Annotated in this window: 11 protein-coding genes; 2 read left to right on the top strand and 9 right to left on the bottom strand. The window is 36.5% G+C overall.

Annotated elements, in window-relative coordinates; translation table 11 throughout:
* Positions 1 to 26: 26 nt before the first annotated feature.
* Positions 27 to 392 carry a CoA-binding protein gene (locus OLM56_RS07035; RefSeq protein ID WP_182494158.1) on the bottom strand — a complete coding sequence of 122 codons (366 nt, stop codon included), beginning with the start codon at positions 390 to 392 and terminating at the stop codon, positions 27 to 29.
* A 69-nt stretch (positions 393 to 461) separates the two neighbouring features.
* Positions 462 to 1,571, bottom strand: a complete 1,110-nt coding sequence (locus OLM56_RS07030; RefSeq protein WP_264528784.1) for a carboxypeptidase-like regulatory domain-containing protein — start codon at positions 1,569 to 1,571, stop codon at positions 462 to 464.
* 151 nt (positions 1,572 to 1,722) lie between these two features.
* Between OLM56_RS07030 and OLM56_RS07025 the strand changes: the two genes are divergently transcribed.
* Positions 1,723 to 2,355, top strand: a complete 633-nt coding sequence (locus tag OLM56_RS07025; RefSeq protein WP_121376799.1) for a MarC family NAAT transporter — start codon at positions 1,723 to 1,725, stop codon at positions 2,353 to 2,355.
* A gap of 46 nt (positions 2,356 to 2,401) precedes the next feature.
* On the opposite strand, the gene ctlX is transcribed toward OLM56_RS07025, so the two are convergent.
* The 3 genes from ctlX to OLM56_RS07010 all read right to left on the bottom strand — a co-directional run bounded on the left by ctlX (position 2,402) and on the right by OLM56_RS07010 (position 5,953).
* Positions 2,402 to 3,337 carry a citrulline utilization hydrolase CtlX gene (ctlX, locus tag OLM56_RS07020; RefSeq protein ID WP_264528783.1) on the bottom strand — a complete coding sequence of 312 codons (936 nt, stop codon included), beginning with the start codon at positions 3,335 to 3,337 and terminating at the stop codon, positions 2,402 to 2,404.
* Positions 3,338 to 3,432: 95 nt separating this feature from the next.
* Positions 3,433 to 4,347, bottom strand: coding sequence for a dimethylarginine dimethylaminohydrolase family protein (locus OLM56_RS07015; protein WP_264528782.1), 915 nt, complete (start codon positions 4,345 to 4,347; stop codon positions 3,433 to 3,435).
* Positions 4,348 to 4,399: 52 nt separating this feature from the next.
* Positions 4,400 to 5,953, bottom strand: coding sequence for an NAD(P)/FAD-dependent oxidoreductase (locus tag OLM56_RS07010; protein WP_264528781.1), 1,554 nt, complete (start codon positions 5,951 to 5,953; stop codon positions 4,400 to 4,402).
* Between the two features lie 70 nt (positions 5,954 to 6,023).
* Here OLM56_RS07010 and OLM56_RS07005 point away from each other — a divergent pair, with 70 nt between their 5' ends.
* On the top strand, positions 6,024 to 7,355 hold the full coding sequence (locus OLM56_RS07005) for a hypothetical protein (protein WP_264528780.1): 1,332 nt from the start codon (positions 6,024 to 6,026) through the stop codon (positions 7,353 to 7,355).
* A 27-nt stretch (positions 7,356 to 7,382) separates the two neighbouring features.
* Here OLM56_RS07005 and OLM56_RS07000 read toward each other — a convergent pair whose 3' ends face one another.
* The 4 genes from OLM56_RS07000 to OLM56_RS06985 form a co-directional block, all read right to left on the bottom strand.
* A complete protein-coding gene (locus tag OLM56_RS07000) occupies positions 7,383 to 8,666 on the bottom strand; it encodes a citrate synthase (RefSeq protein WP_121376804.1) in 1,284 nt (427 codons plus the stop codon).
* 246 nt (positions 8,667 to 8,912) lie between these two features.
* Positions 8,913 to 11,582 carry a T9SS type A sorting domain-containing protein gene (locus tag OLM56_RS06995; protein WP_264528779.1) on the bottom strand — a complete coding sequence of 890 codons (2,670 nt, stop codon included), beginning with the start codon at positions 11,580 to 11,582 and terminating at the stop codon, positions 8,913 to 8,915.
* Positions 11,583 to 11,690: 108 nt separating this feature from the next.
* Positions 11,691 to 12,452, bottom strand: a complete 762-nt coding sequence (locus OLM56_RS06990) for a LytR/AlgR family response regulator transcription factor (protein WP_121376806.1) — start codon at positions 12,450 to 12,452, stop codon at positions 11,691 to 11,693.
* Positions 12,453 to 12,455: 3 nt separating this feature from the next.
* A complete protein-coding gene (locus OLM56_RS06985; protein WP_264528778.1) occupies positions 12,456 to 14,423 on the bottom strand; it encodes a tetratricopeptide repeat protein in 1,968 nt (655 codons plus the stop codon).
* Positions 14,424 to 14,488: the final 65 nt, after the last annotated feature.

Raw genomic sequence — 14,488 nt, 5'->3', positions numbered from 1 at the left:
TGGGATATCCAAGCCATTTCGTATTCTTAAAACTGATTCGTTGAAAGCAGTACTAAAGTACAGGCAACTTCGACTTTGATGTTATTTACTTTTAAAAGCTGGTAAAATTCTGGATTTTCCGTACCAGGATTAAAGATTACTCTTTTGGGAGACAAGGAAATGATATAATTATAATAATCTCTTTGGCGTTGCGGGTTTAGGTATAAAGTAACCGTATCAATATTTGTAAACGGAATTTGTTTGGTCTGGATTTTTACGCCCAAAACTTCTTCTTCTTTCAAGCCTATCGCAACTACAGAATGTCCTTTTCCAGTTAGGCTTCTGATTGCCATATACGAATAGCGTGCCGGGTTCGACGAGGCTCCTAATACTAATGTCTTTTTGTTTTTCATGGATAAATATATAGATGCAAATTTACTTATTTTCAGGGCGGAAGCACTATTTTTATTAAAACAATAACATCAATAAGTTCCTTTGATGGTTTGGTAATAATCTATCGGGAGCATGTCCCCCACTTTCAAAGAACCTAGATATCCTCCAACCATCACACCGTACAAAGGCTGAAAGTTCCCGTTATTGTCTACCATGAGAACTTTCTCGATAAAGTCAGCAAGTGATTGCTTTTTGCCGTCATACATAATATTAAAAGGTATTTTAACTTCTTCGTATTTTAAAACTTCTATTTTTTTCGTCCCGTCAAAATTAGTAGCAGTGCCTTCTTTTTTATATACAGCAGTTTTCTTTGTGGGCTCTTTGATCAGCGTAACTTTTTTCATGCCCAAAGTATCGCTCACTTTAAAATATTCTTTTGGATCTACTTTAAATCGGTCTACAAAAAGAGCCAGTTTTTCTTTCTCCCAGCTTTCGTTCGCTATCGTATTTACAAAATGAGAAGTCGATCCCAAATAAGATTGTGTCCTTCTTTTATTTATCTTTTTAGTTTGGGACAATTCTTTATAAAATGTTGAACCTGCAAAATAGCTTTTCGCAATAGAAAAACTGGACAGACTTCTTTTCCTATATTCAACATTAAAATCTACCAATTCGAAGAAAACTTCATAGCCCAGATAAGCGTTTTTTATTTTGATCGGTTTATGCGAAGTAGCGCTCAAAGTATTTGTTGTGATATCGTAAAACACATTAATATCGTCTTCATTTAGGATTTTGCACGAAAGTCCGGCTTCTGTAGTTCCAAGAAATTGTTCCTTGAAAGCTTTCAACATCTCTTTTCGGGTAAAGGGTCCTTTTTCGAGAACAACCTCAACCATGGCGATGGCTTCTTCTTCCATCAAAGCCCGAATCTGTTTGTTTTGAAAAGGATTCTCCAATCGTATCGTCTTATATCCGACATAGCTAATTATCAAAGCAGCCTGACTATTTCCGTTTCCATTAATCTTGAAATAACCTTCGGCATCTGTCACAGTCGAAATAGTAGTTCCATCGAGATACACTGTTGCGGCTTGCAAAACATTATTTTGCATGTCATAGACATGGCCTTCCAATATCTGTGAATGAACTTGCGATATGGAAAACAAAATCAGTAAAAGGACAATTTTATTTAAGAGCTTCATTTTAAAAAGAATGGTGAATTACAAATATATCGAATATGGAATTTCCTTCCTATGCCATGCGTATAAAATATAACTTGGTGTTTGATAATGATAATTTATTTATAACTTTACTACATCCAGCATTTCCGATTTTAATTTTACAACAAAAACTATGGAGATTTTCATTTATGTTTTCGCTGCACTTTTTTCAGTTATCAATCCTCTAGGAGCCGTACCAATTTTTGTGGGACTGACTCAGCAAGACACCAAAGAAGAGCGCTCCAGGATATCGCTTTGGACAGCGATCAATGTTTTTATAATTCTGATTATCTCCTTTTTTATAGGACAATATGTGCTAAACTTTTTCGGAATCAGTATTGATGCCTTAAGGATTGCTGGAGGATTAATCATTTTGAACTCCGGCTTTGCCTTGCTTTCCGGAAGGTTCAACAAGACCAGAGGCGTCAATAAAAAAGTGGAAAACGATGCCCAAAATAGAAATGACATTGCCTTGACACCGCTTGCGATCCCGATGCTTGCAGGTCCTGGATCGATATCGCTTTTGATCGCCTTATATCAGGATTATAAATTACTGGACGAACAAATTATCGTCTGCCTTTCGATAGCTACAGTTGCCATTGTTATCTTTTTGGTCATGCGAAGCGCTCATTATCTTTCGAGAATCTTAGGAGCTTCTGGCATTGTCGCAATCTCAAGAATTATAGGTTTTATAGTAATAGCAATCGGAGTGCAGTACATCAGCAGTTCTGTAGTAAATATTATAAAAACGATATCTTTTCAATAAAAAAGCCCCGAGAAGTTTGGGGCTTTTTGCTTATTTTTCTATGTCATTATTCTTTAGGAAGGAATATCTCCGCCATCATGCATCGTGCACTTCCGCCGCCACAAGCTTCAATGGTATCAAGGCTTGAGCTGATAATTTCGCAGTGGTATTCTAATTTCTCAATCTGTACAGGCTTTAGGCTTTTATAAGCCGCTGCACTCATGATTAAATATCGCTTATCGTCTTTCCCTCTAACTTCCAGCATGTTTCCTGCAAAGTTATTGACTTGGTCTTCGGTAATCAGGATAATTTCTTTTCCATCTGCTTTTAGGTTATCCAAGACCATTTTTCTTTCTTTTTTATCATCAATGCAATCAGCACAGATAACAGCAAAAGTCTCGCCCAAACACATCATGACGTTGGTGTGGTAGATTAGTTTTCTTTCGCCATTGACTGTCTGGAAAGCTTCAAAAATTACCGGAGCATAATCAAAGTCTTCGCAAAATTCAATAAAAAGTTCTTCATCGGCTCTTGGAGATAAGGCGCAATAGGCTTTTCCATTCGCTCTATCCAACAACAAACTGCCCGTTCCTTCTAGAAAGATATTATCTTCTTCGGCAGAAGTATAATCCACAATATTATCGATTCTGTAACCTTCGTCTTCCAATAAATCTAAGATATCTTCGCGACGTTCTTCACGGCGGTTTTCGGCAAACATCGGATATAAGGCAACGTCGCCATTTTCATGAAAAGAAATCCAGTTGTTTGGAAAAATAGAATCAGGCGTATCTGGAGTTTTAATGTCTTCAACAACCGTCACATTGACCCCAACCGCTCTTAGTTTTTCTACAAAAGCATCAAATTCCTGTTGCGCCTTTGCGTTCACCGTTTCTGGAAGCAATCCATCCAATACTTTTTGGTAATAATTGTTTACCGCTGTCTGTTCATTCATTCGGAAAGCTACCGGACGAATCATCAAAATGGAATTTGTCGTTTGTTTCATAATTTATAGTTGATAGTTGGTAGTTTACAGTTGATAATTGATAGTTGATAGTTGAAATATCAAAATCGACACAAAGACTGTATTCTAAAAACTGATTAATCTCTAATTAATGGCAAGGTAGAACATCTGAGCAAGCCTTCTTGTTTTGCAATTTCGGCATATGGAATTTCCTCAACCGTAAATCCTTGGCTACGCAACCAATTGTTCAATCTTGTAAAGTTTCTTTCTGAAACGACTACATCTTCTGCAATAGAAAAGACATTCGAGTTCATATTGTACATTTCGTCCCTGTCAATATGGAAAAGATTGTCTTTCCCGAAAAGCTCCACTAAAAACATATAGTCCGATTCTTGTCGGAAACCGCTTTTATAGATAATTCCTTTGTCTTTTCCTACAGGCTGAAAGCAACAATCTAAATGCAGAGCATTATCTCTGGCTTCGATTTTTGACTTTACTAAATCAAATTCTCTTACTTTTTTATGCGGAAATAATTCTTTGATGTAATTTACGCCCTGCATATTCGTTCGGGCCGTAATATAATCTTTATAATCTGTTCCTTTATAAGTCCCGATAAAAATATAATCGTTCCAAAGCATCACATCACCGCCTTCGATATGCACTTCTTCTGGCGGACGGACAACTTTTGCTGGATTGATCTGTTGTATAACGTATTGTATTGCGTCTAATTCTCTTTCGCGATCGGGCAGAATGTTTGCTTTTACGAAAACATCGTCAATCACAAATCCAATATCTCTAGTGAAAATCTGATTGTAATTTTCAATCATTTCAGGACGGAATACTTTTACGTCGTATTTTTGAAATACTTTATTGAAAGCTTCCATTTCATTGACCATGTCTTTTTCTACAGGATAGGTTCCTGCAAGGATATGCTCTAATGATTTTGGATCATAAGCTTCTTCAGCAGTCGGCGTTGGACCATTATTTAGGGCAGAGCCCAACACTACTGCTCTTAATCTTGACGTTTCGTTTTTTACATTTAATTGCAACATAGCTTTTGGCTTTTGACAAAGATAAAAAAGGCTTTTTTATTATTTGTTAAGTTTATTTTTCTTCGTGATATTCTTGCTCCGTATTGATGGCCCAGATATTGTCCTTGCTGGAAACACCGTTTTTTATATTTTGGACGGCTTGGATAGCGGTAAGCATCGAATGATCTTGATTGTTGTATTTGTGCATTCCGTTTCTTCCGATCAAAAATAGGTTTTCAAATTGGTTCGTATAATCGATAATTTCATTGAATTTTTCATACGTTCCGAAATACGCTGGATAGGTTTTTGGCATCTTGATGACTACGCTATCCAAAACATCTTGACGGCGAATCATTCCAATTTCTACCATTTCGTCGATGGCTAGTTGTTTCATGTCATCTTCGGATTTGTTCCAAAGATCATCGCCTTCATAGCAGAAATATTCCAGTCCGACCCATTTCGTAGTTTCGTCTTTTACCAAAAACGGACTCCAATTATTAAAAATCTGCAATCTTCCTACTTTCACATATGGTTCTTGAATGTAAATCCAATTGTCTGTGATTTCCTCTTTCGTCATTTTTTTCAGAAGCAGTCCAACCGTTATAAAATCACGATATACCAGTCCTTCAGCAATTTCATTGACATTTTGCGGAACTTCAGTTTCAAGAGAAGCAATGAGCTCCTGAACAGGCATTGTTGAAATAAAATAATCTCCTTCAAAGACAACTTCTTCTTTGGTCAGTTGGTTTTGTGCTGTAACAGATACTATCTTATCGCCTTGCGTTTCAATTTTAAGAACTTTCAAATTCTGGTGAAGTTCGCCTTTGTTTTCAACAACTTTTCGGGCCACTTCTTCCCACATCTGTCCTGGACCGAATTTAGGATACAGGAAATATTCAATCAAAGACGTTTCGGTATCTTTTTGACTGATATTCTTGTCTTTTTTTTTGGAGAACTTTTTATTCAAGAAATGAGCAACCGATTTCCTGATCGAAAGTCCCTTGATTCTTTGCGCTCCCCATTCCGAACTGATTTCTGTGCATTTTATGCCCCAGACTTTCTCCGTATAATCTTTAAAAAATGTCTTATATAGTTTTTTACCAAATCGATTGATAAAGAAATCTTCTAGATTCTTTTCATCTTTGATTGGAAACGCAACACTTTTAAGATAGCTCATTCCAATCAAGAACGTATTAAAAAGTCCCAGTTTCAAAACGGTTTCTGGCGTAAGCGAAATCGGATAGTCAAAGAATTGTTTTTGATAATATATTCTTGATTTACGACTGCGTACCAGCATTACGTTATCAAGATTCTTACCTTCAGAAGGAAAATCAATCGTATTTAATTCTTTTGATTTATTCTGATAGGAAATCTTGATTGTCTTTTCTTCTGATAAAATGGGCAAAATCTTGCACCACCAATCCATAATGACGTCTGATTTTGAGAAAAAGCGATGTCCTCCAATATCAATACGATTTCCTTTGTAGTTGACGGTTCTGGAAATCCCTCCCCAAAACTCACTTTGTTCTAAAACAATAGGCTGAATATCGGTATTTTGAATAAATTCATACGCAGCAGTCAAGCCAGCCGGACCACCTCCGATAATAATTGCCTTTTTATTTTTCATCTTACTCCTATGGTTGACAAATCTACATTTCCTAAAATTAGTTTCCAATATTTTGAGTAAGTTTGTTTGCTTGAAAACTCTTAAAAAAACACGATTGACGACTTTTTTCAACAACCCAGCCGAATCTGAATTCAAGAAATATTTTTTGTTGCTGAGTTTTTTTATGCTTGTTTTTTTAGGGCTCAGGATTGCGCAAGGAGATTTTCGACTACCTGATTCTGATGATTATTTCACAACAGCAGAACTTTTAAAAAGCGGAGAATATTTTTCTCCCACCTCCGATTTTGCCAAAGGCACTTTACTAACCAAAAGGCCTTTTTTATATCCCCTATTGATTCTTTTCCCTGGATTTTCAAACGATTTGGTTATCATCTTGCTTCAAACACTAGTAGGGTTCTTCAACATTTATCTGATTTTAAGGTTATTTCAAAAATTAGGCGGGAAATCATTCCGACTATTATCAATATTTATTCTGCTAACGCCCTCTATTTTTATCTATACTCATCTGATCATGACAGAAGTTCTTGTCATGATGTTGCTTCTTTTGCTAGCCTTGCTTCTTATTGCTCCGCTAAACGCAAAGAAAATGTTACTCATCCAGCTCATTCTTACAGCCTTGATATTTTTAAAGCCTGCCTTTTATCTTTTTTCGTTTGCCAATATTATATTGTTTGGCTTTTATTTTATAAAAACAAGGACTTTTAGTTTTTCTGTTCTTATTCCCTTGCTATTTACGATTGGCTATATGGGCTTTAATAAAGAAAGAACTGGCTATTTTCATTTTTCGTCCATGCAGAATATCAACCTGATTGATTATAATCTTTATCTTTTTAAAGCTCAAAAGGAAAGCACTGAAGTTGCTGATGCATGGAAAGAAAGTATTTATATCGAAGCAGAAAAACTACCTGCCTTTAAAGAAGGAAGCGCGTTTTTGGCTTTAGAAGGAAAAAAGGTTATTAAAGAAAATCTTGTTCCCTATACCGCTTTTCATGTTTACGGAGCAGTACGCGGGACGATTGACCCAGGTAGATTCGATTTAATGAGTCTTGTCGAAAAATACGATCCAAATAGCGGCTTCTTGAATATGTTAAGCACAACTGGCCTAAAGAAAACCGCAACTAACTTTTTGGATTATAAATACTTTTGGATTATAATTATATTGATTCCGCTATTTGTTATTGCCTTATTAAAATGGGCACTTATATTCAAGCTCCTTTGGAAAAAAAGAAAAGAGATTAATTTCAGAAACAGCTACATTATCCTTTTTATAGCGTATGCTATTTTAATCACAGGTCCTGTGAATGCTTCGCGTTATATGATGCCATTACAGGGAATTCTTATAGTCATTGCCGTAATCAGCTGGGAAAATTTTAGAGCAAAAAAAAGCTCCACAATCAAGTGAAGCTTTTTTAAAACTATTTTTTGAAAATTATCTTTTCTCAAAAGGAACGAAATCTCTTAATGGAGCTCCCACATAAACTTGTCTTGGACGGCCAATTGGCTCTTTGTTTACACGCATTTCTTTCCATTGCGCAATCCATCCTGGAAGACGTCCGATAGCAAAAAGAACCGTAAACATATCCGTTGGGATTCCTAAAGCACGGTAGATAATTCCAGAATAGAAATCTACGTTTGGATATAATTTTCTTGATACGAAGTATTCGTCAACTAATGCCGCTTCTTCTAATTTCTTAGCGATGTTCAAAATTGGGTCGTTAACACCTAAAGTAGCAAGCACTTCATCAGCTGCTTTTTTGATGATTTTTGCTCTTGGATCAAAGTTTTTATACACTCTATGTCCGAAGCCCATCAAACGGAAAGGATCGTTTTTGTCTTTTGCTTTTTCCAAATATTTATCAGCATCGCCACCATTTTTTTGGATTTCTTCTAGCATTTCCAAAACTGCTTGGTTAGCACCACCGTGAAGTGGTCCCCAAAGAGCCGAAACTCCAGCTGAAATAGAAGCAAACAATCCTGCATGAGAAGAACCCACCATTCTTACTGTTGAAGTTGAACAGTTTTGCTCGTGGTCAGCGTGAAGGATAAACAATTTATCTAAAGCCGCAACAATTGTCGGATTAGCAGTATAAGGTCCTGTTGGCAATTCAAACATCAAACGCATGAAGTTTTCAACATATCCTTTAGTGTTGTCATAATAGTTTAATGGGAAGCCCATGCTTTTTCTGTATGTCCAAGTTGCAATTACAAGGAATTTACCCATGGTTTTGCAAACGGCCTCGTACATGTCTTTTTCATTTTCAACATTTACAGATTTCGGGTTAAAAGCTGTAAGCGCACTGGTCAAGCAAGACAAAACTCCCATTGGGTGTGCGTTTTTTGGAAAGCCGTCAATGATATTTTTCATTTCTTCGTTCACCAAAGTGTATTTTCTGATATCAGTCTCGAATTGCTCTAATTGTTTTGCTGTTGGCAATTCGCCGAAAATAAGAAGGTAAGAAACTTCAAGGAAATCGGCTTTTTCTGCCAATTCTTCGATTGAATAACCTCTGTAGCGCAAGATTCCTTCTTCTCCATCTAGGAAAGTAATTTCACTTTTGCATGATCCTGAATTTTTATAACCTGGATCAAGAGTTATGGCGCCGGTTGCGCTGCGTAGTTTATCGATATCGATAGCAACTTCGTTTTCTGTTCCAACTATTACTGGAAATTCGTGTCTGTTACCGTCAATTTCTAATATTGCTGTTTTTGACATAATATTATTGGGAATTATTTAAAATTGAAAAATATAATTTAACAAAAATAGGCAATTCGGCAATAACTAAAAAGTAATACGGTAACGATTTCGTTAATATTTCTTTAAATTTTGCAAACTTGATATATATGGCGCAGTCAAAAAAAAGCCTGCCAAAGTCAATCGGCAGGCTGAAATTAAATTATTTCTTTAACCTTAATAATTCAAATGGATTTTGTTTCAATATGCTATTTCAAGTTTCCTTTGTTAGTTTTTCTTATTGACTACTTTCTCTGTTTTTGCACCTTCATCGGTAAGGATTTTAATATAGTATACACCGTTGGCATACGCTGAAAGATCTAAGCTTGTATTGTTTTCTCCAAGCAATTGAGTCATCAATATTCTTCCTTGCGCATCGAATAGCTGTACAGAACGGATTATACCATCTGCTTTCACATTCAGCAACTGGCTTACAGGGTTCGGATAAATCATAATTGATTTATCTACTTCATGTTCTCCTACTGATAATGCTTTGAAAATAGTGGTTGCATCGTTAGTTATTACTGGAGAATTATAATCGAAATAGATGCCTACTCTATGTGAAACAGTGCTTTCTGCTGAAAGGTCTTGTTTCGATTTGATCTTCAATAAAATATTGCCATGTCCGCCAGAATCTATAGAAACATTTTTCAGAATGAACTCTGCTAGATTGCCTTTTACATTAGCCCTTGTCATTTTATGAGAGGTATTTAATATCTGTATGCTGGAAGCATCGTATTCTGCATCATTAATTTCATCGCGGATGACTATGTTTTGAGCTGCAGCTGTTCCTGTATTTTCAAAACGGATTAAATAGTGAAGATAATCTCCTATTTCTGAAGGTGGAACAATATCGCCTTGAAGGCATTGTATATCATTCGGATCATACGAACCTACCACAGTCTGGCGGAGCGCAAAGGAGTTGTCAGCCATATTTTCGTCGCCATTTGGCAAGGTAACAGAAGCTGTGAAATTCAGCACATCATTAATATTTACAGGGTTGCCGTCGGTAGGCCTGTTGATATTCATCGTCACATTAAAGCTTCTGGCTTCAAAAGGATGCAGGTTTGTGTAATCCCAGCTAATCCTTCCAAGGCCCTGAGAGCGTTCTGTTGGAGTTGAAGATACAAAGCTCATAAGATTTTGATTATACAGCAGCGTTATTCCTGAAGTCTGTGATATTGTTTGGTTTCCGTTGTTTTTGTAAACTACTTTATAAACCGCATCAAACCCTGGCCTTGCCGGAACAATTGGCGCAATAGCAATTTCGACATCTGGGTGCGTACCGTTAGGCGTAATACAGAAGTTCTGCGTATAGACCGTGTTGTCTACATCTGGAAAATTGACCACGGCGTTCGTTGGGCCAAAAGAAAAGAACGAAGCGTTTTCAGTAGCAGGAGTTACCGTAAACGTACCCTCCTGAGTATAAAAAGCATAGTTTGTTTCTGAATTTAAAAAGACGGCTTCTTCTTCTGTTCCATCACTTATTTTCATTTTTATAAAAGGCTGCGCAGCATCACTAGCATCGCATCCGTTGCCATTTGCATCTAATCTGACAATGCCTGTAATCGTGTTATAGTCACCGCCAGGAGTAAAAGTACAATAAGGAGAAACGGATATATTCGCCCCTAACCCTGAGAAGAAACTTTGCAATAGCTCGCTTTCTTCTTCGTCTGAGCAAACATAAGCCAAGCTTGGCGTATTTTGAAATTCAAATCCCGTGATCGGAATTTCTGTAAAAGAAGTACCATTTTTCAAATTGACTGTTGCCAGCAAAGAATTGTTCTCGCAAGACAAAAAAGTTACATGAGGCGAATGGCTCATATCCAGTGCTGTAATTGCATTGTTACCACAAAGGATTCTAACAAGACTATCTAGTCCCTGCGTGCCTATGACCGTAATCGCATTGTTGCTACAATCTAAATATTCAAGGTTTGTCAATCCTGACAAATCTAGAGCAACAAGATCATTATAACCGCACATCAGAGAAGTCATGCTGGTCAGATTCGAGACATTGAGAGATGTTAATTGGTTAGCACCACATTCTAATGTAACTAAGTTGTCAGAATTTGAAAGATCCAGAGAAGACAGCAGATTGCTATGGCAGCTCAAAAAAACCAAATTTGGAAATGGTGACAAATCCAAAGACGTAAGACCAATCGAATTGCATGATAATTTCTTTAATGAGGTTAATGAAGAAATATTTAGCGATGCAAGATTGTTATAGGAATAATCAAAATTCTCCAGACTCACTAAAGGCGTGACATCTAAAGAAGAAAGAAGATTCAAACTGCAATCCAGCGATTTTAAATTCACGAGTCCTGAAAGATTCAGGCTCGATATATCAGAAATACTGCAATCCAATTCTATTAGATTTGTCAGCGAAGAGACATTTAAAGATGTTAGATTATTACGCCCGCATTTGAGTGTCTTCAAACCCGTTAGTCCGGCAAGATTTAGAGAAGTAAGCTGTCCTGCCATAAGCCTGCAATCCAAATAAGACAGATTAACAAGTCCTGCCAAATTCAGAGAAGAAATCATATTGTCGTAACATTCTACAAATTGAAGATTAGTATTGTTCGAAAGATCGAGCGTTTGTATTGTATTATGTCCGCATTTAAGTGTTTTTAAATTTGAAAAAGCATCAATCCCAAGCAGATGAAAAATATTGGAAGAAGAAATATCTAATTCAACAACTTGCAGTGCTTCGCTTGCTTGGATTTCCCCGTCCTGATTGGCATCAATTCGTATCGGATTGCCACTGTTATCCTTCGCAATGGCGTTAGACGTATCGGCAGCAAGTAATTTGTTTTTAAAAGATGAGTCAAGGATATAAACGTTTTGCGCGTTTATAAATCCATAAAAGAAAAGCAACCCATAAAGTAATAGTCTTTTCATATAACCATCATTTTTAGCTTTTTACCTAAATATATATTTCCAAATATAATAAAGTAGGTGTTAAAAAAAGAATTTAACTAGAATTTTGTGATTTTGAGTTAGAATTCGCTAAATCAATTTCAACAATTCTTGCAATCGTTCTTTTTTTCGTTGCGAGATTGGAAGCTTGCTATTGTCGGCCATAATCACATAGCCACCGTCTTTTTTGATGTAGGATTTCAGGCAAGAAAGGTTGATTAAATGGGACTGATGGATTCTTTCGAATCCGTGCTCCCCTAATAATTCCTCATATTCTTTCAGTGTTTTCGAAATCAATATGGGCTTGCCGTTCTTGACATAGAATTTAGTGTAATTGTCTTCGGATTCGCACCGTATGATATCGCTGACTTCCAACAGATGTATGCCATCTGCTGTAGAAAGCGCTATTCTTTTAAAATTATCGACTTTTTTCCTGATGTTTTCCAACAGCAGGTCAATGTGTGCGTAGTTATCGTTTTTTTCTAAAGCATTTTTGATTTTTTCGATAACTTTCTCTAATTCTTCGGGATCAACAGGTTTCAAAAGAAAATCTAAAGCGCTGAAACGAAATGCCTTTATTGCATATTCTTCATGGGCCGTAACAAAAACAATATGAGAAGATGATTTGCCGTTCTTCTGGGCTAGTTTTTCTAAAATATCAAAACCGGTACCGTCTGTAAGCTGGATATCCAAAAAGACTACTTGCGGCTTAAGGCTGTCAATAGCCTTGATACCTGTTTTTACGCTGTCTGCTTCTCCTAATATCTTAATTTCTGGCGCATAGCGATTCAACAGGCTTTTCATGCCGTTTCTTAAATTGCTATCATCATCAATCAATAAAGCTGTTATCATATTCTATTTGATGTATTGTATTGGCAGGTACAGAATCACTTCTGTCCCTTTTGGATTTCCATGATCGTCTTTTAATTCTTTTATCTCGACTTTTGAAGTCTTTGACGTGACGGCTTCCATCATTTCGAGTCGCTTTCTCGTAATATCTAAAGCCATTGATTTATGAATGGAAACAGACGATGCTTTTAATTCTTGTGATTTTTCAAAACCAATACCATTGTCAACAATCGTACAGATCAAGCTTTCACCTTGCAATAAAAATTCGATATCGATTTTACCGACTTCTTTTTTAGGAATCAATCCATGAAGGATCGCATTCTCTACAAAAGGCTGTAATAAAAGAGGCGGCAGCGCCACATCGTCTTCTATCTCATCGCTTTTGGTGATGCTGAAATTAAACATTTTATCGGAACGAAGCTGCTCCAGTTCTAAATAATTTTGCAAGCCTTCGATTTCTTTGTCGATTGGGATTAATGATTCTTTGGAATACTCAAGCGTCAATCTCATTAGTTTAGAGAACTTTGAAAGGTATTTAATGGCCGAATCTGTACCGTTCTGTACAATAAAGCTGGAAATCGAACCGAGGCAATTAAACACAAAATGCGGATTCATCTGCAGATGAAGCGCTTTTTGTTCGTATTCTGCTAATTCTTTCTGAAGTGTCAGTGTTTTTTTTAGCTGCATCCTATTATAGATAAGGAAGATGATTCCAAAAAACAGAAGGACTAGCAATGCTCCGAAAATAGTCTGAAGCCTATACCTTTTATTTTGTTCTTTAAAAAGCAATTCTTTCTTTTCATGAGCTTCTTCTTGCAGTGCCTCTCTTTTTTCAAAGTCGAAGTTCATTTCTGCCTGCACGCTTTTTCTGATATTCTCATGGCTGATAAGGCTGTCTTTTGCAGTGGTATACAGCTTATAATGCTGGAAGGCAAGAATCGGATTGTTTTGTGCTTCATAAATAGCACTTATCAGCTTTTGAGAATTCATGGTCTGCTCTAAAACATCTAGTTCTTTTGCCAGACGCAGCGCATTATTTGCATTCTCTAAAGCCTCATTGTATTTCTTTTGGCTAAAATAAAAATTCCCAAGATGTGAATAGGTATCCGAGATTCCGAATTTATCATCTATCGATCTGAATTCGGCAATGGCTTTGTTCCAGTTTTCTACAGCCATTGTCGGATTTCCTGTCTGTGAATAATAAGAACCTAAGTTATTGTATAATTCTCCGAGTCCTCTGACATCCTTGCTCTTGTCGAATGTATTTTTTGATTTTGTATAATATTCGAGCGCTTTGGGATAGTTTTTCTGCCTTAAATAGATGTTGCCGATATTCGTAGTGGTAATACCGACCGTCATATCGCCTGTTTTTTCTTGAAGTTTTTGGGCCTTTATAAAATAGTCTAAGGCTTTGAAATCTTCTTTTAGCGCTTGGTAAACGATTCCGATGTTATTGTAAATCCGAGCCATCCGCCCTTCGTCCTTGATTTCTTCATATACTTTTACCGCTTTCAGATGATACTGCAAAGCCTTCGCATAGTTGCTTTGTTCTGAAAATACAATCCCTAAGCTTCCGTAAGCACGAGCCAGACCTTTTTTAATTTCTAATCTATTCTTAGCATCGGAGGTGATTTCTGTTTCGAAGATATTCTGCGCATTATAAAAATGGTCAAGGGCGGCAGCATATTTCCCAAGAATAACATTCACATTTCCTAAATTCAAATAGGCATTGCCTTCTTCAATTTTATATTTGATTCTTTGGGAGAGTTCTAGAGCTTTAGTAGCATACTCCTGCATCATTTTGGGATCGCTCGACATATATTCTGTCGCGATAGCATTAAGGAGTACGGTCCTGTCGATATCGTTTTTAGAATGCTCTAAAACCCCTTTTAGGCTGTCAATAGTCTTTTCTTGTGAATAGAAATCAGCATAAAACAGTATAAAAAAGCAGATAAATAGGGCTTTTAACTTCATTCTAAAACGTTTTTTATCTCTTAAAATGCAATGATATGCTTTTTAAAAACAATGACATAAACAAA

Source organism: Flavobacterium sp. N2550 (assembly GCF_025947265.1).
GTDB lineage: Bacteria > Bacteroidota > Bacteroidia > Flavobacteriales > Flavobacteriaceae > Flavobacterium > Flavobacterium endophyticum.
This window is presented reverse-complemented; position numbering and strand designations above follow the sequence as displayed.